Source organism: Microvirga sp. RSM25, from assembly GCF_044784385.1.
Lineage (GTDB): Bacteria > Pseudomonadota > Alphaproteobacteria > Rhizobiales > Beijerinckiaceae > Microvirga > Microvirga tunisiensis.
Genome location: NZ_CP173039.1, coordinates 5,344,558 through 5,368,637, shown reverse-complemented (window position 1 = coordinate 5,368,637; position 24,080 = coordinate 5,344,558). Strand labels below are relative to the sequence as shown.

General features: G+C 65.3%; 23 protein-coding genes and 1 other RNA gene. 4 read left to right on the top strand and 20 right to left on the bottom strand.

Annotation, left to right across the window (positions count from 1 at the left end; genetic code table 11):
- The first annotated feature begins 17 nt into the window (after positions 1-17).
- Entirely contained in the window at positions 18-3,179 is a 3,162-nt protein-coding gene (locus tag ACD578_RS25560; protein ID WP_404289634.1) for an efflux RND transporter permease subunit, read from the top strand.
- Between the two features lie 227 nt (positions 3,180-3,406).
- Here ACD578_RS25560 and glmM read toward each other — a convergent pair whose 3' ends face one another.
- The 5 genes from glmM to pal all read right to left on the bottom strand — a co-directional run bounded on the left by glmM (position 3,407) and on the right by pal (position 9,793).
- Entirely contained in the window at positions 3,407-4,762 is a 1,356-nt protein-coding gene (gene glmM / locus ACD578_RS25555; RefSeq protein ID WP_404289632.1) for a phosphoglucosamine mutase, read from the bottom strand.
- A 225-nt stretch (positions 4,763-4,987) separates the two neighbouring features.
- Positions 4,988-6,907 carry an ATP-dependent zinc metalloprotease FtsH gene (ftsH, locus tag ACD578_RS25550; RefSeq protein ID WP_404289630.1) on the bottom strand — a complete coding sequence of 640 codons (1,920 nt, stop codon included), beginning with the start codon at positions 6,905-6,907 and terminating at the stop codon, positions 4,988-4,990.
- Between the two features lie 145 nt (positions 6,908-7,052).
- Positions 7,053-8,072 carry a tRNA lysidine(34) synthetase TilS gene (gene tilS, locus ACD578_RS25545; protein ID WP_404289628.1) on the bottom strand — a complete coding sequence of 340 codons (1,020 nt, stop codon included), beginning with the start codon at positions 8,070-8,072 and terminating at the stop codon, positions 7,053-7,055.
- A gap of 31 nt (positions 8,073-8,103) precedes the next feature.
- Positions 8,104-9,066, bottom strand: coding sequence for a tol-pal system protein YbgF (ybgF, locus tag ACD578_RS25540; protein ID WP_404289626.1), 963 nt, complete (start codon positions 9,064-9,066; stop codon positions 8,104-8,106).
- A gap of 226 nt (positions 9,067-9,292) precedes the next feature.
- Positions 9,293-9,793 carry a peptidoglycan-associated lipoprotein Pal gene (pal, locus tag ACD578_RS25535; protein ID WP_152711556.1) on the bottom strand — a complete coding sequence of 167 codons (501 nt, stop codon included), beginning with the start codon at positions 9,791-9,793 and terminating at the stop codon, positions 9,293-9,295.
- A gap of 248 nt (positions 9,794-10,041) precedes the next feature.
- Here pal and ACD578_RS25530 point away from each other — a divergent pair, with 248 nt between their 5' ends.
- Positions 10,042-11,553: a phosphatidylserine/phosphatidylglycerophosphate/cardiolipin synthase family protein gene (locus ACD578_RS25530; RefSeq protein WP_404289624.1), complete on the top strand. Its 1,512-nt coding sequence runs from the start codon at positions 10,042-10,044 to the stop codon at positions 11,551-11,553.
- Between the two features lie 87 nt (positions 11,554-11,640).
- Entirely contained in the window at positions 11,641-12,255 is a 615-nt protein-coding gene (locus ACD578_RS25525) for an HdeD family acid-resistance protein (RefSeq protein ID WP_404289622.1), read from the top strand.
- A gap of 119 nt (positions 12,256-12,374) precedes the next feature.
- Here ACD578_RS25525 and tolB read toward each other — a convergent pair whose 3' ends face one another.
- From tolB to ssrS, 13 genes are all read right to left on the bottom strand, one after another.
- Entirely contained in the window at positions 12,375-13,700 is a 1,326-nt protein-coding gene (gene tolB, locus ACD578_RS25520) for a Tol-Pal system beta propeller repeat protein TolB (protein WP_404289620.1), read from the bottom strand.
- 27 nt (positions 13,701-13,727) lie between these two features.
- Entirely contained in the window at positions 13,728-14,843 is a 1,116-nt protein-coding gene (gene tolA / locus ACD578_RS25515) for a cell envelope integrity protein TolA (protein WP_404294053.1), read from the bottom strand.
- Between the two features lie 34 nt (positions 14,844-14,877).
- Complete coding sequence (locus ACD578_RS25510) at positions 14,878-15,324, bottom strand: ExbD/TolR family protein (protein WP_404289618.1); 447 nt, start codon at positions 15,322-15,324, stop codon at positions 14,878-14,880.
- Positions 15,325-15,336: 12 nt separating this feature from the next.
- Positions 15,337-16,077 (bottom strand): protein TolQ, encoded by a 741-nt coding sequence (tolQ, locus tag ACD578_RS25505; RefSeq protein ID WP_152711561.1) that lies wholly within the window; start codon positions 16,075-16,077, stop codon positions 15,337-15,339.
- Between the two features lie 314 nt (positions 16,078-16,391).
- Entirely contained in the window at positions 16,392-16,826 is a 435-nt protein-coding gene (ybgC, locus tag ACD578_RS25500; protein ID WP_404289616.1) for a tol-pal system-associated acyl-CoA thioesterase, read from the bottom strand.
- On the bottom strand, positions 16,819-17,865 hold the full coding sequence (ruvB, locus tag ACD578_RS25495; RefSeq protein WP_404289614.1) for a Holliday junction branch migration DNA helicase RuvB: 1,047 nt from the start codon (positions 17,863-17,865) through the stop codon (positions 16,819-16,821). Before ruvB ends, ybgC begins: the two co-directional genes overlap by 8 nt.
- A gap of 95 nt (positions 17,866-17,960) precedes the next feature.
- On the bottom strand, positions 17,961-18,578 hold the full coding sequence (gene ruvA / locus ACD578_RS25490; protein ID WP_162002973.1) for a Holliday junction branch migration protein RuvA: 618 nt from the start codon (positions 18,576-18,578) through the stop codon (positions 17,961-17,963).
- 140 nt (positions 18,579-18,718) lie between these two features.
- Positions 18,719-19,222: a crossover junction endodeoxyribonuclease RuvC gene (ruvC, locus tag ACD578_RS25485; RefSeq protein ID WP_152711563.1), complete on the bottom strand. Its 504-nt coding sequence runs from the start codon at positions 19,220-19,222 to the stop codon at positions 18,719-18,721.
- A 106-nt stretch (positions 19,223-19,328) separates the two neighbouring features.
- Positions 19,329-20,075, bottom strand: coding sequence for a YebC/PmpR family DNA-binding transcriptional regulator (locus tag ACD578_RS25480; protein WP_404289611.1), 747 nt, complete (start codon positions 20,073-20,075; stop codon positions 19,329-19,331).
- Between the two features lie 112 nt (positions 20,076-20,187).
- Positions 20,188-20,880, bottom strand: coding sequence for an exopolysaccharide biosynthesis protein (locus ACD578_RS25475; protein WP_404289609.1), 693 nt, complete (start codon positions 20,878-20,880; stop codon positions 20,188-20,190).
- Between the two features lie 196 nt (positions 20,881-21,076).
- On the bottom strand, positions 21,077-21,898 hold the full coding sequence (locus tag ACD578_RS25470; RefSeq protein ID WP_404289607.1) for a TIGR00282 family metallophosphoesterase: 822 nt from the start codon (positions 21,896-21,898) through the stop codon (positions 21,077-21,079).
- A 9-nt stretch (positions 21,899-21,907) separates the two neighbouring features.
- A complete protein-coding gene (locus ACD578_RS25465) occupies positions 21,908-22,492 on the bottom strand; it encodes a 5-formyltetrahydrofolate cyclo-ligase (protein ID WP_404289605.1) in 585 nt (194 codons plus the stop codon).
- Positions 22,493-22,496: 4 nt separating this feature from the next.
- A non-coding RNA gene (gene ssrS / locus ACD578_RS25460) (6S RNA) lies at positions 22,497-22,654 on the bottom strand.
- 178 nt (positions 22,655-22,832) lie between these two features.
- Between ssrS and ACD578_RS25455 the strand changes: the two genes are divergently transcribed.
- Complete coding sequence (locus ACD578_RS25455; RefSeq protein WP_404289603.1) at positions 22,833-23,117, top strand: hypothetical protein; 285 nt, start codon at positions 22,833-22,835, stop codon at positions 23,115-23,117.
- A 143-nt stretch (positions 23,118-23,260) separates the two neighbouring features.
- Here the strand turns inward: ACD578_RS25455 and ACD578_RS25450 are convergent, their stop codons facing one another.
- Both ACD578_RS25450 and ACD578_RS25445 read right to left on the bottom strand, forming a co-directional pair.
- A complete protein-coding gene (locus ACD578_RS25450) occupies positions 23,261-23,608 on the bottom strand; it encodes a cell division protein ZapA (protein WP_404289601.1) in 348 nt (115 codons plus the stop codon).
- Positions 23,609-23,611: 3 nt separating this feature from the next.
- The gene (locus ACD578_RS25445; RefSeq protein WP_404289599.1) at positions 23,612-23,908 is read right to left on the bottom strand and encodes a DUF4164 domain-containing protein; all 297 of its coding nucleotides are present in this window, start codon (positions 23,906-23,908) and stop codon (positions 23,612-23,614) included.
- Positions 23,909-24,080: the final 172 nt, after the last annotated feature.

The following is a 24,080-nucleotide window of genomic DNA, read 5'->3' as shown; positions in this document are numbered from 1 at the left end:
TATAGAGCCGAACCACCATGCAGGTTTCAGACCTCTTCATCCGCCGTCCTGTCTTCGCCGTCGTGGTCAGCCTGCTGCTGATCGTGGGCGGCCTTGCCGCGCTCATGAACCTGCCGGTTCGCGAATATCCGCAGACCGACCGCCCGGTCGTCTCGGTCTCCACCGTCTATCGCGGCGCCTCGAACGAGGTGATCGAGAGCCGGGTGACGGAGATCGTGGAAGGCGCGGTGGCCGGCATCGAGGGTATCCGCCAAATCACGTCCCAGAGCCAGAACGACCGCTCGTCCGTCTCCATCGAGTTCGAGGTGTCCCGCGATCCGGAAGCCGCGACCTCCGACGTGCGTGACGCCGTTTCCCGCGTCGCCGGACGGTTGCCTGACGGAGCTGATACGCCCGTGGTGCGAAAGGTGGATGCGAACGCCTCGGCCATCTTGTGGGTCGGCGTCACGTCCACCACTCTCGATGCGCTGGAGCTCAGTGACTACCTCAAGCGCGTCTATGTGGATCGCCTCTCCACCGTTCCGGGCGTGGCCAACGTCAACCTGAGCGGCGAGCGGCGTTTTGCCATGAGGATCTGGGTCGACCGGCCGGCGCTCGCAGCCCGCGGCCTGACGGTGCAGGACCTGGAAACGGCTATCAAGCGCCAGAACGTGGAGCTGCCCGGCGGCAGGATCGAGTCCAGTCAGCGCGAATTCACCGTCAAGACCGATTCCCGCCTCGCCACGCCCGAAGAGTTCTCGCAGGTGATCGTCACCAACAAGAACGGCTATCTGGTCCGGCTCGGCGAGGTGGCTCAGGTCGAGGTGGGGCCGGAAGACACGCGCTTTGAATTCTACCAATCGGGCGAGACCGCCATCGGCATGGGCGTCGTGCGCCAGTCGACCGCCAACACGCTCTCCGTCGTCGATGGCGTGCGCAAGGAACTGGACGAACTCAAGTCCTCCCTGCCGCCCGGCACCATCGCTGAAGTGGCCTATGACGAGAGCCAGTTCATCCGTGCCTCCATCGACGGCGTGCTGCACACGCTCGTGGAAGGTGTGGCGCTCGTGATCCTGGTGATCCTGATCTTCCTGCGCGACTGGCGCTCCACCATCGTGGCCATGGTGGCCATCCCGGTCTCGATCACCGCAGCCTTCATGGTGATGAGCTTCTTCGGCGCGTCCATCAACGTGCTGACCCTGCTCGCCATCGTGCTCGCCATCGGCATCGTGGTGGACGATGCGATCGTGGAGATCGAAAACGTTCACCGGCGCATCGAGGAGGGCCAGCCGCCGCTGCTCGCCTCCTTCGACGGCGCCCGCGAGATCGGCTTCGCGGTGATCGCCACCACGGCCACGCTGATGGCCGTGTTCGTGCCGCTCGCCTTCATGACGGGCAATACCGGCAAGCTCTTCCGCGAATTCGGCATCACGCTTGCCGCCTCGATCTTCTTCTCCGGCGTCGTGGCACGCACGCTGACCCCGATGCTGTGCTCCAAGCTGATGGTCCCCGCCCACGGCCGGATCCAGCGCATGACCGAGCCGGTGTTCGAGAAGATGAACAACGGCTACCGCTGGCTCCTCTCCCGCGCCCTGAGGGTACCGGTGGTCATCCTCTTCATCGGCTTCCTGGTGTCGCTCTCGGCCTACGGCCTGTTCCAGTCCCTGCCGAAGGAGTTCGCGCCCACCGAGGATCGCGGCGCCGTCATCGTCCGCCTCCAGGCGCCGGAGGGCGCCAGCCTCGACTACACCCGCGACCGGGTGAAAGAGGTCGAGCGCGCCCTCATGCCCCTGCAGGAGCAGGGCCTCGTCGCCTCGATGCTGAGTCAGGTGGCCCCCGGCTTCGCACGCCCCTCCCCGGTCAACGAAGGCATCGTGATCGTGCGCCTCGTGCCTTGGGAAGACCGCACCGAGAGCCAGCAGGACATCGTGCGCCAGATGACGCCGAAGGTGTCGAGCTTCCCCGGCGCGCGCGTGTCGTTGGTCAACCCGCCGGCCTTCGGCGGCGCCGGCGGCTTCGGCCAGCCGATCCAGTTCGTGCTTGGCGGCCCGGATTACGAGACGATCCGCGGCTGGCGTGACATCGTCATGCAGAAGGCCCAGGAGACGGGCAAGTTCGTCAACATGGATTCCAACTATCGCGAGTCGCAGCCGGACATCCGCGTGCAGATCGACCGCCAGCGCGCCGCCGATCTCGGCGTCTCGGTGGAGGATATCGGCCGCACGCTCGAACTGATGTTCGGCGAGACCGAGGTCTCTACCTTCGTCAGCCGCGGCGACGAGTACCCGGTGATCATGCGTGCCCGCGCCCAGGACCGTGCGACGCCCAACGATCTCACCAACACCTTCATCCGCGCTGCCAACAGCGAGCTCGTTCCCCTCTCCTCCTTTGTGACCCTGACGGAATCGGCTGCGCCTCAGGCCCTGAACCGGTTCGACCGCCTGCGCTCGATCACGATCCAATCCTCGCTGTCACCGGGCGTCTCCATCGGCGAAGGCCTGGAGATCCTCCAGCAGATCGTGCGCGACAACCTGCCGGCGGAGGTGCGCATCGGCTATAACGGCCAGTCCAAGGACTTCCTGGACTCGACCGGAGCGATCTACGTGACCTTCACCATGGCGCTGCTGGTGGTGTTCCTGGTGCTGGCGGCGCAGTTCGAGAGCTGGATCAACCCGTTCATCATCATGCTCACCGTGCCGCTTGCGGTGACCGGCGGATTGCTGGCTTTGTTCGTCACCGGACAGACGCTCAACATCTACAGCCAGATCGGCATGATCCTGCTCATCGGCCTCATGACCAAGAACGGCATTCTGATCGTCGAATTCTCGAACCAGCTGCGCGAACGCGGATACTCGGTGCGGGACGCGGTGCTCGAAGCCTCGGTGCTGCGCCTGCGTCCGATCCTGATGACCTCGATCGCCATGATCGGCGGCGCCGTGCCGCTCGCCTGGTCCACCGGGGCCGGGGCCGAGGCGCGCAACGCCATCGGCTCGGTGATCGTGGGCGGCGTCACCGTCTCGACCATGCTGACCATGCTGGTGGTGCCCTCGATCTACCTGCTCCTCGGCGGCTTCACCAAGCCTGCCACTTACGTGAGCGAAATGCTCGACAAGCTCCGCGCCCAGACCGGCCAGCCCGCTCATGGCGACGACCTGCCGTCGCGGACCAAGCACGTGCCGCCGGCTCAAGCGGCGGAGTGATCCGGAGCGGACGCCTTCTCCCTTGAGCCTCATCCTGAGGAGGGCCGTCAGGTCCGTCTCGAAGGACGAGGGCGGGTCCAGTGCTCTCTGAATCCTCCTTCGAGACGCCTGCTGCGCAGGCACCTCAGGATGAGGTTGAGAGACACACTACCAAGAAGACGGAAAACAAAAGCCCCGGCGATCATCTCGCCGGGGCTTTTGTTTTGAATGCGAAACGGAAGCCGTGCTTACGCAGCGGCCCTCGAAGCGGCCTGGGTGACGGCCTCCACCACGTCGTCCACCACGCGGTTGACGAGGTCCTCGTTGTCACCCTCGCCCATCACGCGGATGACGGGCTCGGTGCCGGAGGGACGGATTACGAGACGGCCAGCGTTGCCGAGGGTCTCGCGGCCGGACTCGATGGCCTGGATGACCGAGGCCTCCTGCAGCGGCTTGCCGGACTTGTAGCGCACGTTCTTGAGCACCTGCGGCAGCGGCTCGAAGCAATGGCAGACCTCCGAGACCGGCTTGCCGAGGCTCTTCACCACGGCGAGGAGCTGGAGAGCCGCCACGAGGCCGTCGCCGGTCGTGGTGTAGTCGGACATGATGATGTGGCCCGACTGCTCGCCGCCGAGATTGTAGCCGTGGGCGCGCATGTGCTCGAGCACGTAGCGGTCGCCGACCGCGGTACGCACCAGGCCGAGGCTCATGCCGTTCAGATAGCGCTCCAGGCCGAGATTGGACATGATCGTCGCGACGATGCCGGGCTGCGCCAGGCGGCCGTCCTCCTTCCAGGAGCGGGCGACGACGCCCATGAGCTGGTCGCCGTCGACCCGATGGCCCTTCTCGTCGACGATCAGCACCCGGTCCGCATCGCCGTCGAGGGCGATGCCCACATCGGCGCGCAGTTCGCGCACTTTGTGGATCAAGGCGTCGGGCGCGGTGGAGCCCACATCGTGGTTGATGTTGAAGCCGTTGGGTTCAACGCCGATGGACACGACTTCAGCGCCCAGCTCCCACAGGGCCTCCGGAGCGACCTTGTAGCCGGCGCCATTGGCGCAATCGATCACCACGCGCATGCCTTCCAGATCGACCTGGCGCGGCAGGGTGCGCTTGGCGAACTCGATATAGCGGGCCTGGACGCTCTCGATGCGCTTGGCGCGGCCGAGCGTGGACGACTCCGCCAGACGTCGCGTCAGGTCGGAATCGATCAGAGCCTCGATCTGAAGCTCCATGTCGTCGCTGAGCTTGAACCCGTCGGGGCCGAACAGCTTGATGCCGTTGTCCTCGTAGGGGTTGTGGGAGGCCGAGATCATGACGCCCAGGTCGCAGCGCATGGAGCGCGTCAGCATGGCGACCGCGGGGGTCGGGATCGGACCCAGCAGCAGCACGTCCATGCCCACCGAGGTGAAGCCGGCCTGAAGGGCGGATTCGATCATATAGCCAGAGAGCCGCGTATCCTTGCCGATCACGACCCGGTGGCGGTAATCGCCGCGCTGCTGAAACATGAGACCGGCCGCCTGTCCGACCCGCAGGGCCAGATCCGGCGTGATGATTCCGTTGGCGCGACCCCGAATTCCATCGGTTCCGAAGTATTTACGCACGTGCTTTGTCTCCGCATTCCGTAGCGCCAATGCGCGCCTTGGCTTTTTCAAAGCAACCTCCCTGAATTAGGTCAAGGCACCTGAGCCAATGTGCGCCATCACAAGTGATAAGCGATTGTTACAAGCCTTAAACCTGGTCCTTAGGGATTATTAGATCTTTGAGGTAAACAAAAAAGAACGCCCGCCGGGAAGCGGGCGTTCTGAATTTTACAGGGACCGGCGTTTTCAGGCCTGCGGCTGGGGCTCCATGCCCCCGTCAGTCTCCCGCGGACGGCCACGACCGGCGGTGGGCACGGCGGAGCCGCGGCTGGGGCTTATGGCCTCGCCGGTATCGCGCACCGGAGGCTGTCCGTCGAGGAGATGGCGGATCTCGTCGCCGCTCAGGGTCTCGTATTCGAGCAGGCCGCGAGCCAGAGCCTCGAGTTCGTGCGCCTTCTCGGTCAGGATGCGCCGGGCATCGTTGAGCCCGTCCTCGACCAGGCGGCGGACCTCCGAGTCGATCTTCTGGGCGGTCGCCTCGGACACGTTCTGCTGCCGGCCCATCTGCATGCCGAGGAACACCTCGTCCTGGTTCTCGCCATAGGCGACGGTGCCGAGTTCGGGCGAGAAGCCCCACTTGGTCACCATCATGCGGGCGAGACGGGTCGCCTGCTCGATGTCCGACTGGGCGCCGGAGGTGACCTTGTCCTTGCCGAAGATCATCTCCTCGGCGATGCGGCCGCCCATCATGATCGCCAGGCGCGAGGTCATCTGCTCGTAGGACATGGACAGCTTGTCCCGCTCAGGCAGCTGCATGACCATGCCGAGCGCGCGGCCGCGCGGGATGATGGTGGCCTTGTGCACCGGGTCGGTCGCCGGGACGTTGAGCGCCACGACGGCGTGGCCGGCCTCGTGATAGGCGGTCAGGCGCTTCTCGTCGTCGGTCATGACGAGGGTACGGCGCTCGGCGCCCATCATCACCTTGTCCTTGGCGTCCTCGAACTCCTTCATCGTGACGATGCGCTTGCCGCGGCGGGCGGCCAGCAGCGCCGCCTCGTTGACCAGGTTCATCAGGTCGGCGCCCGAGAAGCCGGGGGTGCCGCGGGCGATCACCTTCAGGTCCACGTCGGGAGCCAGCGGCACCTTGCGCACATGGACGCGCAGGATCTTCTCGCGGCCGGTGACGTCCGGGTTCGGGACGACGATCTGGCGGTCGAAGCGGCCCGGACGCAGCAGCGCCGGATCGAGCACGTCGGGACGGTTGGTGGCCGCGATGATGATCACGCCCTCGTTGGCCTCGAAGCCGTCCATCTCGACGAGGAGCTGGTTGAGGGTCTGCTCGCGCTCGTCGTTGCCGCCCCCTAAGCCGGCGCCGCGATGGCGGCCGACCGCGTCGATCTCGTCGATGAAGATGATGCAGGGAGCGTTCTTCTTCGCCTGCTCGAACATGTCGCGCACCCGGGAGGCGCCGACGCCGACGAACATCTCGACGAAGTCGGAGCCCGAGATGGTGAAGAACGGCACGTTGGCCTCGCCGGCGACCGCGCGGGCGGTCAGGGTCTTACCGGTGCCGGGAGGGCCGACGAGCAGCACGCCGCGGGGAATGCGGCCGCCGAGGCGCTGGAACTTCTGCGGATCGCGCAGGAACTCCACCACCTCCTGCAGGTCTTCCTTGGCCTCGTCGATGCCGGCCACGTCGTCGAAGGTGACACGGCCATGCGCCTCCGTCAGCAGTTTCGCCTTGGATTTGCCGAAGCCCATGGCTCGGCCGGCGCCGCTCTGCATCTGGCGCGACAGAAACACCCAGGCGCCGATGAAGAGCGCGATGGGCAGGATGTTCATGAGGACCGCGATGAACCAGGGGGTCGAATCCGACTGCGGACGGGCCGTGATCTGCACGCCCTTCTGCTGCAGCTTCGTAACCAGCATGGGATCGCTCGGCGAATAGGTCGTGAAGGTGCGACCGTCCGTATAGGTGCCGCTGATCTCCGGTCCGGAGATGACCACGCTGGTGATGCGCCCGGCATCGGCCTCGCTGAGGAGCTGGCTGTAAGCGATATCGCTGCCGCCGCCCCGTTGGCCTGGGCTCTGGAAAAGGGTCACGAGCGCCAGCACCAGGAGGAAGATGACGACCCACAAGGCGAAGTTGCGGAAATTTGAATTCATCGGATCAGGTTCTGCCCCAGAGGGAGATGAAGCGCGAGGAGATCTCCCCGTGCGGTTAAACTCAATGTAGGCACACCGTCTCGCCTTGCCAAGGGAATGCGGCGCCCATGCGGCGCGATCCAATAACGTTAGCTAAGAGATTTGGCTAACGGCCCCGGCGGCGTGGCGGTTCCGGGCCAACGGATACTCGTCCGGAGCGCTCCAGCCGGACGAGCGCACCGGCGATGGTGAGACGTAACGCCTCCCCTGCCCTGGCGGTCTCCCGCAGGCGCTCCGTGCAGGCTTCGAGCCGATGGAGGCGGCTGTTTTCGAGCCCTGTCATGGCCACGGCCTGCTCCAGCACCCGCAGGGCAATTTCGAAAGGCTCGTTTGCAAGGATGCCGGCCTGGAACGAGAGATTGCCGCCCTTGAGAACGGGTTCGGCTTGATCCAGCGCTTCCCGCGCCTTGAGGTCGAGGGCCTCGTCGGCCTGGGCGGCACGCTCGGCGAGGCGCGCCAGGCGCTCGGCATCGAGCCCTTCCGCGGCCAGGAGCGGCATGAGCTTGCGCCAGCGGACGCGGGCATAAGCTTCGTCGCTGTTGGACGGATCGCTGACGAAGCGCCAGCCCTGTCCCCGGCACAGATCGAGAAGAATTGACTTCGGCCGATCGAGCAGCGGCCTCGCATGCAGGATGCCGCGCCTGTCCGTCTCCCGGCGCATGCCTGCGAGCCCGGAGAGGCCCGAGCCCCGGGCAAGGCGCATCATCACCGTCTCGGCCTGATCGTCGAGGGTATGGGCGGTGACCAGATGCGACGCGCCTGCCTCGCCGGCATAATCGACGAGAAGCCGGTAGCGCGCCTCGCGCGCGGCTTCCTGGATGCCGGTTCGAGGCTTGTCCCCCGTCCAGGCCAGAATCCGATGCGGCAGGCCGAGAGCGACGGCCTCCCGCGCGACGAAGGCGGCCTCCTCGGCGGCTTCGGGCCGCAGGCCATGGTCGACCGTGGCAACGTGAACGGGAGGTCGCGATCCGACGGCGTGCCAGCGGGCGAGGAGATGCATCAGGGCCATCGAATCCGGCCCGCCCGAGACGGCGGCGACGATGCCCGAGGCTTGGTTCAAGGTCTCAAAAAGGTACCCCAGCCCTTCATCCGAGAGCACATCGTCGGGAGGCGGAGGGGCGGCCATTGCTTGGCCCTTCATAAATTTCGTCAGCAGCTCAGCTGCACTTGATGCGCTTCTGCTCGCGGTCGGATGCCTGGCGAACGGGGGCCGGGGCCTGGGGATACTTGCGGTCGAGTTCGGCAAGGACCGCGCAGGCGCGATCCTTGGCCCCGAGACCGTTCAGCGAGATACCGAGCCGCAGCAGGGCATCGGGCGCCTTGGCGGTATCGGGATGCTCGGCCGAGACGTTCAGGAACTGCTCCGCGGCCTCGCGGTACCGGTTGCGCTGGAGATAGGTCTCGCCCAGCCAGAAGGTCGCCTCGGGCACCAGCTTGTCGCGCGGATTGGACTGGAGGAAGCGGCGAAAGCCCATCTCGGCCTGATCGTACTGCTTCTGGCTGAAAGAGGCATAGGCGGCGTCGAAATCGGACCGGGGATTGCCGACGCTCGTCGCCGCGACGCTCGGGCCCGGGCGCTCGGCCATGGCGCCTTGCGGCAGAGCAGCCATGCGATCATGCCCGCCACCATCCATCGGAGCACCGTCGAGGTCGTCCTGCTCGATCAGATCACCGATCCCCGCGAGCTGCCCGCCGGGCAGCGGCATGGGACGGTTCGCATCTGCCGCCAGAGGTGCCGACGGCGCCGTGGTGCCGAGCGGCCGAGGAGCGCCGGGAGCATCCGGCGCTTCGGAGGGGTCGAAGAGGTCGCTGCGGCGCTGCGGCTGGGCCGGCGGCTGCGCGGGGCGCGAAGGCGTGGTCGTGGGCGACGACGGCCGGGAGCCCCCGCGGCCTTCCTGGAAGCGGAACTCCACGTCCTCCTGGAACTTGCGAAGCTGCTCCTTGAGCTGGCGGTTCTCGTACTGAAGCTGCTCCATCTGGCCGGAGATCTGCCGAAACTGGCTCTCGAGCCGGTTCAGGCGCACGATCGCATCGGCGGCATCCTGCGCGGCGGCAGGGGCAGCCAGAGATGCAGCCAAAGCCAGGGCAAAGGCGAAAAAGATAAACAGGCGTCGAAACATGCTGGGATACCGTGAAGGTCCTCGATTGAGGAGGCCGATAACACAAAAGCGCCGCCACGGCGAGAATGTGGCGGCGCCTTGCGATTTCACGAGGGCTTGAGCTTGAGCATCGGACCCAAAAGTGGACCCACTTCTGGGGGCAAATCCGATGCTTTCCCTCTTGGCTGGCGCATCGTTCGGGCGGAAAACCGGATCCACTTTTCCTCACGATGGGCTAGGTGAGGCTTTATGCCCCGGCGCCGCCGCCGAGCACGGTGACCGCACGGCGGTTCTGCGACCAGCAGGAGATGTCGTTGCAGACCGCAACCGGACGTTCCTTGCCGTAGGACACGGTGCGGAAGCGGTTGCCCGGGATGCCGCGGGAGATCAGGTAATCTCGGACGATCTGCGCGCGACGGGCGGAGAGCGAGTAGTTGTACTCGCGGGTGCCGCGCTCGTCCGCATGGCCTTCGAGGATGAAGGTGTATTGCGGGTAACGCTGCAGCCACTGCGCCTGCTTGTCGAGGGTCGCAGCGGCCGTGGGGGTCAGGTCGGTCGAATCGGTTTCGAAGAACACACGGTCGCCCACATTGACGACGAAATCCTGGGCGCTGCCCGGGGTTGCGGCACCGCCGGCTCCGAAGCCTCCGGCCCCATCGGCCATACCATCTTTGTTGGAAGAACACGCCGCCGCCCCGAGGGCGAGGACGATAGCAGCGGCGAACTTGACGGCGCGCAGCGTCATCATTGGCAGTACTCCTTACACATACGTTTGCCGAACGTTGTGTCTTTCATATCGGGAGGATGGTTAAAGGAGGGTTCCGTCAACCGTGAGGACACACGCGGGATTAAGGTGAATTATGGCCAAGTTGAGGAAGTTGGGATTACGGTTAACCGGCAGTAAACGGCATCGTGCTGCGTCGTATATTCCTACCGCAAGGGAAGGCAAATGAAGCTAGGCTGCTGCCGATTGTCGGTTTCAAGCGTTGAGAGGTCATGAATATCGTGACGACCCAGCCCGGAAGCCTCGGACATCCCTATCGCAAAGCCCTGGACGATCTCCGCCTGGAGAGGGGTTTCACACGCATCGCCGACAGCGACCTGCGCCACGGCAACGCCGTTGCCCTGCTGCGGGACTCGCGGGAAAACTACCCGGCCTGGCTGGAGGCGATCCGGTCGGCGCAAACCGTCGTCCATTTCGAGAATTTCATCATTGCCGATGACGACACGGGCCGCCAATTCGCGGAAGCCCTGATGGAGCGGGCGCGCGCCGGTGTGCGGGTGCGGGTGCTCTACGACTGGCTCGGCTCGTCCATGCGCGCCCTGCCCCATTACTGGAGGCGGCTGCGCGAGGCGGGCGTCGAGGCCCGGGTCTTCAATCCGCCCCGGCTCACGGACCCGTTTTGGATTCGCCGCAACCATCGCAAGCTGATCACCGTCGATGGACGCATCGCCTTCGTGTCCGGACTTTGCATCTCCGACAGCTGGGTGGGCAAGAACGGCACGGAGCCGTGGCGGGACACCGGCCTGTCCCTGCAAGGACCGGTCGTCGCCGATCTCGATGCCACCTTTGCGGAAAGCTGGGTGCTCGCGGGCATGAAGGCGATCCCGAAATCCGAGTTGCCCAACGCGGACCTGATCCCGCACGCCGGCTCGGTGCCGGCGCGGGTCATCAGCGGCGAGCCCGGCATGTTCCGCACCTACCGGGTCGACCAGTTCATCGCTGCGACGGCCCAGCGCAATCTCTGGCTCACCGATGCCTATTTCGTCGCCACCACCTCCTATGTGCAGGCCTTGGGCGAAGCGGCGCGTGACGGGGTGGACGTGCGCATCCTCGTTCCAGGGTCGAGCGACGTGCCCGCGCTGCAGCCCGTGGTGCGGGCCGGCTACCGCTCGCTGATCGAGGCCGGCATCAGGGTCTATGAGTGGAACGGCTCGATGCTCCACGCCAAGACTGCCGTGGCGGACGGACGCTGGGCCCGCGTCGGCTCCACCAATCTCAACATCGCGAGCTGGGCGACCAATTGGGAGCTCGACGTGGTGGTCGAGGATACGGGCTTCGCCGAGGCCATGGAGGCGATGTATCTGGAGGATCTCGCCAACGCGACCGAGATCGTTCCCGGCTGGCAATCCCGGCGCCGTCAGGCCAGAAACATGCGCTCGCGCCGCGGCCATCGCTTCGCGAAAGGCGGCGTCCGCAGGCTCGCGGCCGGCGCCCTGGCGCTTTCGAGCACGGTCGGCAAGGCGGTCGGCTCCCGCTCGCTGACGGCGACGGAGGCCAGCAGCATCGCCATCATCGGCTTCGCGGTCCTGGCCCTTGCCGCGCTGATCACGTTCTTCCCGGTTCTGATCGTATCGCCGATCGTCATCGTCCTTGCCTGGCTCGGCATCGCACTCCTCATCCGCGCCTTCCGGCTCAAGCGGCGTGTGCGCCTGAGACGGCGAAAGCTTGCCCTGCGGCGCAGGCTGACCAAGATCAAGGAGAGCGAGGCTTCGCCAGGAGAGTAGGACCCGCGAAGAATAAAAGGAAACCAACGGTCAAGCTTGGCGTTGACCTCGAGCGAGGCAGTGCGTCCCTTTTCGAGGAGGACTCCTATGGCTACAGGCACAACCGGATCTTTCGACACCCTTGATCGCACCCACGCCATGAGCCAGCTTCTGGCGCAGAACTGGTGGGCCCTGGCGCTTCGCGGCGCCTTCGCGATCATCTTCGCGCTCATCGCCTTCTTCTCGCCCGGAGCCACGCTCCTGTCCCTGGTCTGGGTCTTTGCGGCCTACATGCTGGTTGACGGCGTGTTCGGCATCGTCTCAGGCATCAGGGCTGCCTCCAACAACCAGCGCTGGGGCCTTCTGATTCTCGAAGGCATCCTGAACATCCTGGTCGGCATCATCGCCTTCCTGATGCCGGGATTGACGGTTCTGTTCTTCGTCACCCTGATGGCCGTGTGGTCGCTGATCACCGGGGTCCTGATGATCGTCGCCGCCTTCAAGCTGAACCCGACCTACGGCCGCGGCTGGCTGATCTTCAGCGGCATCGTCTCGGTGCTGTTCGGTGTCGCGCTCCTGCTTGCCCCGCTCGTCGGCGCCGTGGTGCTGACGTGGTGGCTAGGTGCCTATGCGCTCGTCTTCGGCATCTCCCTTCTGGTGCTCGCCTTCAAGCTCAAGAGCCACAAGGACGAAACCAGCGCCGCAGCGCCGATGAGGGCCTGATCGAAGAAAAGGGCGCCTGAAGCGCCCTTTGTCATTCCGGCCGGCTTTGGTCGGAGTGCCTGCACCCGCAACGTCGTCACGGGCCTTGTGCCGGTGACCCCGATCAGGATAGGCGCGTGCTACCGCGCCTCGCTCAACAGCGGCGACCAGGTCGGGTCGGACGCGAAGGACGGGGTCGGCACGGGCTGCTCGACGCGGCCAGTGATGTCGACCATGTAGAGCTTGCCGCCGGCCTGTCCGCCCGGATCGCGGAAGAACAGGATGTATTGGCCGTTGGGCGCCCAGGTCGGGCTCTCGTTGTGGAAGCCTTCCGTCAGGATGCGCTCGCCCGAGCCGTCCGGCTTCATGATGCCGATGGCGAAGCCGCCCGCGCGCTGCTTCGTGAAGGCGATGTAGTCGCCGCGCGGCGACCAGGCCGGCTGCGAGTAGGAGCCGTCGCCGAAGGAGATGCGGCGCTGGTTCGAGCCGTCCGCGTTCATGGCGTAGATCTGCTGCTTGCCGCCGCGATCGCTCTCGAACACGATCTGGCTGCCGTCCGGCGAGAACGACGGCGAGGTGTCGATGGCGGCAGTCGAGGTCAGGCGCGTGGTGGCGCGCGAGCCCAGATCCATCATGAAGATGTTGGCGTTGCCGCCCTGCTGCAGGCTCAGGACGATGCGCTGCCCGTCCGGCGCGAAGCGCGGCGAGGAGGCCATGTCGGGGAAGTTGCCGAGCACCTGGCGCGAGCCGGTCTCCAGGTTGATCACCTGGACGCGCGGCTGCTGGCCTTCGACCTGAGCCGAGTAGGTGATGTCTTGGGTCGCGGGAGAATAGCGCGGCGTCACCACGGAGGTGTCGCCTTGCGTCAGGTAGCGCACATTCGCACCGTCCTGATCCATGATCGCGAGCTTCTTGCGGCGGTTCTCCTTCGGTCCCGATTCATCGACGAACACGATGCGCGTGTCGAAGAAGCCGCCAAAGCCCGTCACCTTGGTGTAGACCGCATCGGAGATGATGTGGCCGACGCGGCGCCAGAAGTTGGCGTCGGTGACGTATTGCTGGCCGGTGAGCTGCTGGCCCGACTCGATGTCCCACAGGCGGAACTCCGCGCGAAGACGGCCCGACGGATCGCGCGAGACGCGGCCCGTGACGAGCGCCTGGGCGCCCGCCATCTTCCAGGCGTCGAAGCGCGGCGCGGCGTCAAAGGACGGGCGCTCCGGGAAACGCGACTTGTCGAGCGGCGCGAAATAGCCCGAGCGCTGCAGGTTGTTGGTGATGATGCCGGACACGCGCTGCCCGAGATCGCCCTCCCCGGAGAAATCGGCAATGGCGATCGGCATGGGCTGGAACTGTCCGCCCGGTCCGACGCGGAACGAGAGCTGCGCCTGGGCGGCAGGAGCCAGCGCCATTATGGGCACGACAACGGCCAGCGCGACAAGAAGACGGGATACGAAGCGAGTGATCATGAGGTGATGTCTCAAGCTTGATGGGCTTTAAGAGAGAGGAGGATCGAACTGGACGTTCAATACTTTCCAGTCCGCGTAATACGGGACGAACTTCGCAGGGATCTCGAACTGGCGGCACTTGCGAATGGCTCGAACAGCCGCATCGGCAACCGCACGATCGGTCGAGCTGCTCCCCGATTGGAGAATCCTGGGCTCAGTGCTGAGCGACCCGTCCTGGTTCAGACGGATATCGAGAATGGGAGCCGTGACTTGGCCGCCCGAAGCCGCAATCGGAGCGCTGTAGCATCGCTCGATCTGCGAGACCAAGAGACCGATGAGCGCATCGCGCAGGCTCGGGGAGAGCTTCGCCGCCGATCCCGTCGCGGTGCCGAGCGCGGCAGTCTTCTGGACCTCCGCCCCGGTCGCCCCGGTGGACTGGTTCTTTTCCTTGCTGTCGAGGAACTGCTTCAGGTCGCCCATGTCGAGCTTCTTGGCGATCTGGGCTTCCTTGCGCGCCTTGGCCTCGGCTTCTTCCTTGGCCTTCGCTTCGGCAAGCTTCTTCTCGGCGTCCGCTTTCGCCTTGGCTTCCGCCTCGGCCTTCGCTTTGGCCTCGGCGATCTTTTTCGCTTCGGCTTCAGCCTTGGCTTTGGCCTGCGCTTCCGCCTTCGCCTTGGCTTCGGCCTCGATCTTCGCCTGCTCGGCTGCCTTCGCCTTCTCGATGGCCTCGGCTTCAGCCTTCTCGACCAGCTTCTTTTCTTCCTCGGCCTTGGCCTCGGCGGCAGCCTTCTCTTCCTGTGAGCGGGTCGGCGGCGCGGGCGGCGGAGGCTGGGCGGCCACCGGCTCTTCCTTTTCGGCGACCTTCATCTCGGCCGGACGCTTGGGAGGAGCCGGCGCATCGCGCTTGTCCTCGCCCGGATCCTTCAGCTCGGTCTTGTCGGCGACACGCTCGGCGCGGGGCTTCGGCTGCGGGGCCTTGGCGTTCGTCTCGCCCTTGGTGATCTGCGAGAGCTGGTTGTCGGTGATGATCTCGACCGGGATACCTTCCTGGGCCTCGGGGAATTCGACACCGACCGAGAGGCCGATCAAGGCGGCCGCCAGCAGCGACACATGCGTGACGCCCGAGACCCAAAGGCCCGGCTCGGAGGTGTTGAATTTCAGCTTCAACGCCACGTGTGTTTGCCCCTTGTCCTCATTCCGCTCAGCGCTGGTCGACCTCGGTCACGAGGGCGACGCGCTTGTAGCCCGCCGTGGTCACGATCGACATCACCTGCGCGACGCGGCCGTAATCCACTTTCTTGTCCCCGCGCACGAAAATGCGCTCGTCGAAGCCCGACTTCGCCGCTTCCGCGAGCTTGCCGACGATGGCCTCGTCCACCAGTTCGGTCTCGCCGAGGAACACCTGGCCCGTCGCCTTGATGGAGAGCGTCACCGGTGTCGCATCGGAATTCAGCGGCGCGGCCTTGGTCTGCGGCAGGTCGAGCGGCACGCCGGCCGTCATCATGGGGGCAGCCACCATGAAGATGATGAGCAGCACCAGCATGACGTCGATGAACGGCGTCATGTTGATCTCGTTAATCGCGCCCGGTGTCCGGGAGCGCCTGCGGCGGCGTCCCCCGCCTCCTGCTGCCCCTGCCATCATGGCCATGCCGAGCTCCCCTTACGCAGCGTTGGCGGGGTGGTGACCCGCATGGCCGATGCGCTCGTCGATCTGGCGCGACAGGATGGCCGAGAACTCGTCGGCGAAGCCCTCGAGCCGTGTCTGCAGCTTGCCGACTTCCGATTGCAGCTTGTTGTAGGCGAGCACCGCCGGAATCGCCGCGAACAGGCCGATGGCGGTGGCGAACAGCGCTTCCGCGATGCCGGGCGCCACGACCGCAAGGCTCGTGTTCTTGGAGGCCGCGATGGACGTGAAGGAATTCATGATGCCCACGACCGTGCCGAAGAGACCGATATAGGGGCCGGCCGAGCCGATGGAGGCCAGGACCGTCAGGCGGGAATTGAGCCGCTCCACCTCGCGCTGGATGGTCACATCGAGCACCTTGTCGATGCGCTGGGGCAGGCTCTGGAACGAGCGGCCCGAGCCCTCGAAGGAGCGCTTCCACTCGCGCATGGCGGCCACGAAGACGGCCGCGAGCCCCGTGGCCGGGCGGCTCTGGAGGGAGCGGAACAGCTCCTCGAGCGACTGGCCGGACCAGAATACGTCCTCGAAGCGGTCCATGGCGCGCTTTGTACGGGCATAGAGCAGGGTCTTGTCGATGATGATGGCCCAGCACCAGACGGAGGCCGCGAGCAGACCCAGCATCACGAGCTTGACGATGAAATGGGCCTGCCAGAACAGGCCAAAGAAGGACAGGTCGTGGGCCACAGGAGCGGCCTGGGCCACATCAGCCGGGTTCATAATTCTCGTCCTCGCTCTTCGAGCAGCCTTGGGAAGCGGTCCAAGGCCCACCGCAGAATGGTCTAGGAAAATCTGTTCTTGTATTACTGCTCGTTCGCCCCTGAATCTGTCGAAAGTAAGGGCACAGGGTAACAAGACGCGAGATCGTCTCAGACCGTTACCTGTTAGGCACAGAGTAAGGTTAAGGTCTGGTTTAAGGGTACCGCCGAAGGACCACCGAAGGGCGGAATCCCCTGAAATTGATATGAAATTCTGGCTGGCATGCACTTGAGGCAGGGCTCATGCGCGCCCTGCCCATACGGCACGGCCTAAGCTTATGGGTTGACCGTCAGTGCTGCCCGAAGCTCGTCCGGGATCCGCACGGCCCGCCCTCCCCGGACGGCCGCGACCATCACGTCGGCCGTCACCAGCACCTCGTCGCCGCGCCGGACCTCCTGGGCGAGCGTCATCGAGGCACCGCGCATCTCCTTCGGGCGCGTCACGATGGTGAGCACATCGTCCATGACGGCCCCACCGAGGAAGTCGATATTCATCCTGCGGACCACGAAGGCGAGCCCATCCATATCGGTATGCAAATCCGACTGGGCCACCTCGACCGCCCGTAGCAGCTCGGTACGTCCGCGCTCCATGAAGCGGAGATAGCTCGCGTGATAGACGCGGGCCGAAAAATCTGTGTCCTCGTAATAGACCCGGAGGGGAAGATGATGTGCGCCGTCCCGCATGAAGCCGGAGAGATGGGCCTCACTCATCCCCGTCCCCGTTGAACAGCCCGAACTGCGCCGCGGTCTCGCGGGTCGGCTCGGGAATGCCCAGGTGCTTGAAGGCGTGGGGCGTGAGGATGCGCCCTCGCGGGGTGCGCTGCACGAAGCCCTTCTGGATCAGGTAGGGCTCGATGATGTCCTCGATGGCGTCGCGCGGCTCGGAGAGCGCCGCCGCGATGGTCTCGATGCCGACCGGGCCGCCGCCGAAGGAGTTGGCGATCATGGTCAGGTATTTGCGGTCCATGAGGTCGAGGCCGATGGGGTCGACGTCGAGGAGGCGTAAGGATCGGTCGGCGAGATCGCGTGACACCGTCTGGACGCCATCGACGATGGCGAAGTCGCGCACCCGGCGCAGGAGCCGCCCGGCGATGCGGGGCGTGCCACGGGAGCGGCGGGCAATCTCGTTGGCGCCCTCCTCGCTCATGCCGAGGCCGAGCACGCGTGCGCCGCGGCGCACGATCAGCTCCAGCTCGTCGACAGTGTAGAATTCGAGCCGGATCGGAATGCCGAAGCGGTCGCGCAACGGGGTAGTAAGCAGGCCCGCACGGGTGGTGGCGCCCACCAGGGTGAATTTCGGCAGCTCGATCTTCACCGAACGCGCGGCCGGGCCTTCGCCGATAATCAGATCGAGCTGGTAATCCTCCATGGCGGGATAGAGGATTTCCTCCACGGCCGGGTTGAGGCGGTGGATCTCGTCGATGAAGAGCACGTCGCGCTCTTCGAGATTGGTCAGCTGGGCCGCGAGGTCGCCGGCTTTCGCGATCACAGGGCCGGAGGTCGAGCGGAAATTGACGCCGAGCTCACGCGCCACGATCTGCGCCAGCGTGGTTTTCCCTAGCCCTGGAGGACCGACGAAGAGCACGTGATCCAAGGCGTCGCCGCGCGCCTTCGCCGCATCGATGAAGACCTGGAGATTGGCCCGCGCGGCCTTCTGACCCGTGAAATCGTCGAGCGAGAGCGGCCGGATCGACGCATCAGCATCGTCCTCGCGCTTTTCAGGGCTGAGCAGTCGGCGGGAATCGGTCAAAGAGGCTTACCTTCCAGAGGCTTCATATAAGCGATCAGGCTCTAATACGCCATTCTTAATAAGATCAAAACAGGAACATGCGCGCTGCGTAACGCTTACCGCGCCAACTCCCGCAGGCCCAGCCGGATGAGCGTCTTGGCCTCCGCCTCGTCACCGGCCTGCTTCATGGCGGCGGCCACGGCGGCAGAGGCCTGGACCTGGGGATAGCCGAGATTGACCAGGGCCGAGATGGCGTCCGTCACTGGCGCAGGCGCGCTCCTGTCCTCCACCGCACCGGTAAGGCGGATGAGGGCCGGATCGACGGCGGCGAAGGCCGGAGCCTTGTCCTTGAGTTCGGAGACGATGCGCTGGGCGAGCTTGGGGCCGACGCCGGGACCACGGGCCACGGAAGCCTTGTCGCCGGTGGCGATCGCCGTGGCGAGGCTGCCGGGATCGAGCACCGAGAGGATGCCGAGGGCCACCTTGGAGCCGACGCCCTGGACCGACTGGAGCAGCCGGAACCACTCCCGCTCGGAATCCGAGCGGAAACCGAACAGGCGGATCATGTCCTCGCGCACGTGGGTCTCGATGGACAGGGTCGCCGCCTCGCCGGTGGGCGGCAGGTTCTGGAGCGTGCGGGAGGAACAATGGACCACATAGCCGACCCCGTGCACGTCGAGGATCACGAAATCCTCGCCGTAGGAATCCACCACGCCTTTGAGTTTGCCGATCACGTTTCTTACCCCCTCCACCGTCATCCCCGCGAAGGCGGGATCCATAACCGCTGACGGCTCTTCATTCTGCCACGCCAATGTTCATGGGCTCCGGGCTCGGCTCCGCCGCCCCGGAATGACATAGGTATTTCTGTAACAAATTAGTAACTCGCCGCCAAAGCGCGGGCCTTGCGGTGATGAGCGTGGGCGATGGCGATGGCGAGGGCATCGGCCGCGTCGGCTTTCTTGAAGTCGGCTTTGGGCAGCAGGATCTTCACCATGGCCTGAACCTGGTCCTTGTCGGCGTGTCCCACGCCCACCACGGTCTTCTTGACTTGGTTGGCGCCGTATTCCGCCACCGGCAGGCCGTGGAGGGCCGGGACCAGCAGGGACATGGCGCGGGCCTGGCCGAGCTTCAGGGTCGCCTGGGCGTCCTTGTTGACGAAAGTCTCCTCGACGGACACTTCGTCGGGCGTCCAGGTCCTGATCACGTCCGTGATGCGATCGTGGAGTTGCTTGAGCCGCAAGGCCAGGTCGAGGTCCCCGTCCGAGGTCACGACCCCGCAAGCCACGAAGGAGAGTTTCGTCCCCTCGATGGTGATGACGCCCCAGCCCGTGTTGCGCAGGCCAGGGTCGAGGCCGAGGATCCGGACGCGTTCGCTCAAAGACTATTCTCCACCGTCATGCCCGGGCTTGCCCCGGGCATCCCCGTCTTCTTACCATGCTAAGGCGTGGATGGCCGGATCAAGTCCGGCCATGACGAACGGTTTATTACTCGGCCATCTTCTGCATGAGGGCTTCCGAGAGCTCGAAGTTGCCGTAGACGCTCTGGACGTCGTCGTGCTCCTCCAGCGACTCCATCAGCTTCATGAGCTTCTCGCCGGTCTCGTCGTCGACGGCGACTGGGGTCTGGGGCTTCCAGACGAGCTTCGAGGCCTTCGGCTCGCCGAACTTGTCCTCGAGCGCCTTGGTCACCTCGTTGAGGGAGCCCTGGTCGCAATAGATCTCATGACCGTTCTCGGAGGAGACCACGTCGTCCGCACCGGCGTCGATGGCAGCGTCCAGCACGGCGTCGGCATCCGCCGCCTCGGGGCCGAACTCGATGTAACCGACCCGGTCGAACATGAAGGAGACGGCGCCGGTTTCGGCGAGATTGCCGCCGCTCTTGGTGAAGTAGGAGCGGATGTCGGAGGCGGTGCGGTTGCGGTTGTCGGTCATGGCCTCGACGATGATGGCGGCGCCACCGGGGCCGTAACCCTCGTAGCGGATCTCGTCGTAGTTCTCCGCGTCGCCGCCGGAGGCCTTGTTGATGGCGCGCTGGATGTTGTCCTTGGGCATGTTCTCGGCGCGGGCGGCGAGGATCGCGGCACGCAGGCGCGGGTTCATGTTGGGATCGGGCATGCCCATCTTGGCCGCCACCGTGATTTCCCTGGCGAGCTTGGAAAACACCTTGGACCGCACCGCGTCCACCTTGCCCTTGCGGTGCATGATATTCTTGAACTGTGAATGCCCGGCCATGGCGGCCTCCGGAAAGTTCGACCGAGGGCAGCTTGCACTTCAAGCGCCCATCAGGCCGGAAAAGTTGACGATGGCAGGCTTATAAGGCGGCGAAGGGCTTCAGGCAAAGCCCTTAAAACCCGAACCAGGACGGCAGGTTGTGAATGGCCGCCAGGATGAGGTGATAGGAGGCGCCCAGCACCGTGACCGTATAGGCGAGACCCGCCAGGCCGATGAGGTAGCCGACGATCAGGAGATACCCGTCCTCCTCCATGATGGCGATGGAGGCGATGACCAGCGCGATGGAGGGCGGGAAGTTGGTGCCCGGGAACGGAATCAGGACAGAGACGGCGACCAGGAAGGCGAAGAACCCGACCACCCGATCCCCGAAGGGGCCGAAGAGCTGGAGCAGACGGGGCTTGCAGAAGCTCTCGAGCTTCTGGAGCTTGGGCTCCGCGATGTCGATGAGGCGCTTGAACTTCGACAGCGAAACCGTGCGCCGCAGGATGAAGCCCGGCAGCCAGGGCCGGGTATGCCCGAGCATCATCTGGATGCCGAAAATCAGGACCGGCGTGCCCACGATGCCGGCGATGCCGGGCGGGGCCGGGACGCAATTGGGCAGGGAAAACAGGATCAGCACGAACCCGAAGGCGCGCTCGCCGAAGGCTTCGATAATCGCCCCGATGGAGATCGTCTCGCCCTCGGCCTCATCGATCACGGCGCGCAGAACCGCGGAGGCGCTCTGGTGCTGGTGCGCCCGGTGGAACTCGCTCTCCTCGCGATAGGGGCTTTTCCTCGCGCCGGTCGTGTCTGTCTTGGCGTCCACCGATCTCCTCCGTGACGGGAGAGATGGGAACGGCGACGCTCCACGCCAAGAGAGTCGTGCGCTATCAAGAGCGTCCCTTCCACCCAACCCCACGTCATCACCGGCCTTGTGCCGGTGATCTCAGTCGGAAAAGCGCTGCGCCTCACCGTATCGGGATAGCCGGGACGAGCCCGGCCATGACGTCAGAGGGCGCCACTCAATCCCAGAAACGGGGCCAGGTTTCTTCCAGGTTGGGACCGAGCCGTACGGCAGCCACCCGTTTGGCGAGCCCGGTACGGTCGTCGGTCTCGACGGCAATGCCGGAGAGCGTGCCTTCGCCCAGGCCCGGCTCCAGGCGGGTGCCCGGGGTTTTCTGAAGAAAGCGGCGGATCGACTCCTCCTTCTGCATGCCGAGCACGGAATCGTAATCGCCGCACATGCCCGCATCCGACATGTAGGCCGTGCCGCCCGGCAGCACCCGGTGATCGGCGGTGGGCACATGGGTGTGGGTGCCTACGACGAGGCTCGCGCGCCCGTCGAGATGATGGCCCATGGCCTCCTTCTCGCTCGTCGCCTCGGCATGGACGTCGACGATGATCGCATCGGCGACCTGACCCAGGGGACAGGTTTCGAGCTCCCGGTCGATTGCCGCGAAGGGATCGTCGAGCGGGTCCATGTAGAGGCGGCCCATGACGTTGACGACGAGAACCCTGTGTCCGGTACGGGTGTCGATGAGGTTCGCGCCGCGCCCCGGCGTTCCCGGCGGGTAGTTCACGGGGCGAAGCAGCCACGGCTGGCGCTCGATGAACACGAGCGTCTCCCGCTGGTCCCAGGAATGATTGCCGAGCGTGATGGCATCGGCGCCCGCATTGAGGATCTCGTCGCAGATCGCCTCGGTGATGCCGAAGCCGCCGGCGGAATTCTCGCCGTTGATGACCACGCAGTCGAGCTGCCAGCGGTCGCGAAGCCCGGGCAGGCGCTCGATCACGGCGTTACGGCCGGGGCGCCCGACGATGTCGCCGAGGAAGAGAAGACGCATGATGGGTCCTTACGCGGAAGTCGTCCGAACGAGTTCGGCTTCGGTGATGATAATATCGAGGAGCCGATCGTGGGGCTCGACCGGCACATCGTCGATCTCCTGAACCGCATAGGCGAGCCCGATCGTCAAGACCGGGTGCTGCGCTTCCAGCGCCGCGATGGCCCGGTCGAAGTGCCCCTTGCCGTAGCCGATGCGCCCGCCCCTGCGGTCGAAGGCCACCAGGGGAACAAGCAGCGCCTTGGGGAAGATCTCCGGCGCATCGGGGCCGGGCTCGCGCACGCCGAAGCCGCCCTTGACCAGAACATCGCCGGGCCGCCAGAGGCGCCAGCTCAAGTGAGGATGGAGGATCTGGGAGAGGGCGACATCCTGCCCGCGCGCGATCAGCGCCTCCATGAGCGGACGCGGATCGACCTCGCTGCGGATCGGCCAATAGGCCCCGACCGGCGTGATGTCTCGAAATTCGGAAAGGGCGAGGGCACGCCTGGCAATGCGGTGCGCGGCGTCCTCGCGAAAAGCGCCGTCGAGGGCGTCACGACGCGCGAAAACCTCGCCGCGCAGGCGCTCTTTCAATGCGGAAGGGGGGGGAGATTGCATAAGGTGCGGAGCCACGAAAAGCCGTCGGAGAAGCGATCCCGGGAACCTACAAAGTAGGTGGGCGCCGTATATCCCGGTCCAGGGACCGGGTCAGGGACAGCTCCCTTCAGGATCGATAAGGCCCCGGGGAATATGAACTCCTAACGCGCCCCGCAGCCCCGCCTTCTCTATGTAGGGAGCTTGGGGGCCTGTTGGAAGGGGAAAAGTCGGGCGTCCTGAAATCTTTGTTATCCAACAGACGAAGCAGTTCTTCCCTCCGGGACATTACGGGCTGGCCTTGGCCGCAGAAATATTCTCCACTGCTCCGGTAGGGGATGCGCCATCCATCATCGGAGGAAACATGGTTCATCTGAAACACAACAAATATAACGAACTCCATCGTAAAGACTGCGAAACCTCTCCCAGTGTCGATTCCATGATGCGGGAGGTGCTGCACATGCTCGGCAACATCGACTTTGAGCATGAAGTCGAACTGGACAAGGTCGAGAGGAACCTGACCGACCAGGAGCTGAAGAGTTCCATCAGGAAGAAGATCGAGACCGCCCATCGCGAGAGGCGAGAGCCCTATGTGGAGCTGTTGGCCCAGCTCCGGCAGCGCCAGCACCGGCTCGCTTATCAAGCTTGATCCATGATCCCGTCATCCCGGGGCTGTGCACCAGAAACCGGGATCGCCGGACGAGAAGAATGCCTGATCCTGCCCCCGATCCCGGATCGCCCGACGGCGTCCGGGATACATGAGGCACGAGGGCTAACCCTGCCCGGCCCCGTTCAGGCTGCGCGCCAGCCCTCGATCCGCTCGGCCGCCATCTGGACGCCCTCGGCGAGCCGGGCTTCGATCCGTTCGAGGCGTTCGTCCCTGGAGGCGTTGACGCTGTTGAGCATCGCCACTTCCGATTCCAGCGCAGCGATCCGCCTTTTCGTCTCATGCAGTTCGTCCGCCTGGGCGATGGCCGCCATCACGTGGAGGCGCAGGTCGCCGATCTCGCCGAAGGAAGTGCGCATCTGCTCGATCCGGGTGTCATAGGCGGCGGCCAGACCTTCGAGATGCCCCTCCTCGCCCTCGGCGCAGGCCATGCGGTATGTTTTTCCGGCAATCGTCACGCTCACCTGGGGCATCGCCTATCCCTCCTCCGGCTCGAGCTGGCCGGCCTGAGCGAGAACGGTCTGGACGGCGCCGATGGCTTGGCGGACCCGGCGGCCGACATCATCGGCCGCCGCCTCGAAGCGGTGAAGCCGGGTCAGTGCGCCGTCGAGCTCCACGGCGAGGCGGGCCCGGTCGTCCTGCATGAGCTGGAGCTCGGTTTCCAGGCCGCCGCGCCGCTTCTCGGCCTCCAGACGACGGGAGACGGATGCCTCGAGAAGCCCCAAGGCCATATCCAGCCGCTTCATTGCTTCCTCGAGTGTGGGCGCCATCATGCCTCCTGAATCGCGGATGACACTAGCGCATCGTGCGGAAAAGTGGACCCGGTTTTCCGCATTGACGATACGCTCTTAAGGGACTGGGCGTCGGAATCCGCAGGCGTCGCGGCCGACGGTCCTAAGGGGATTACGCCCTTCCAGTCTTTGACTCGCCCAGCCTGCGTGTTAA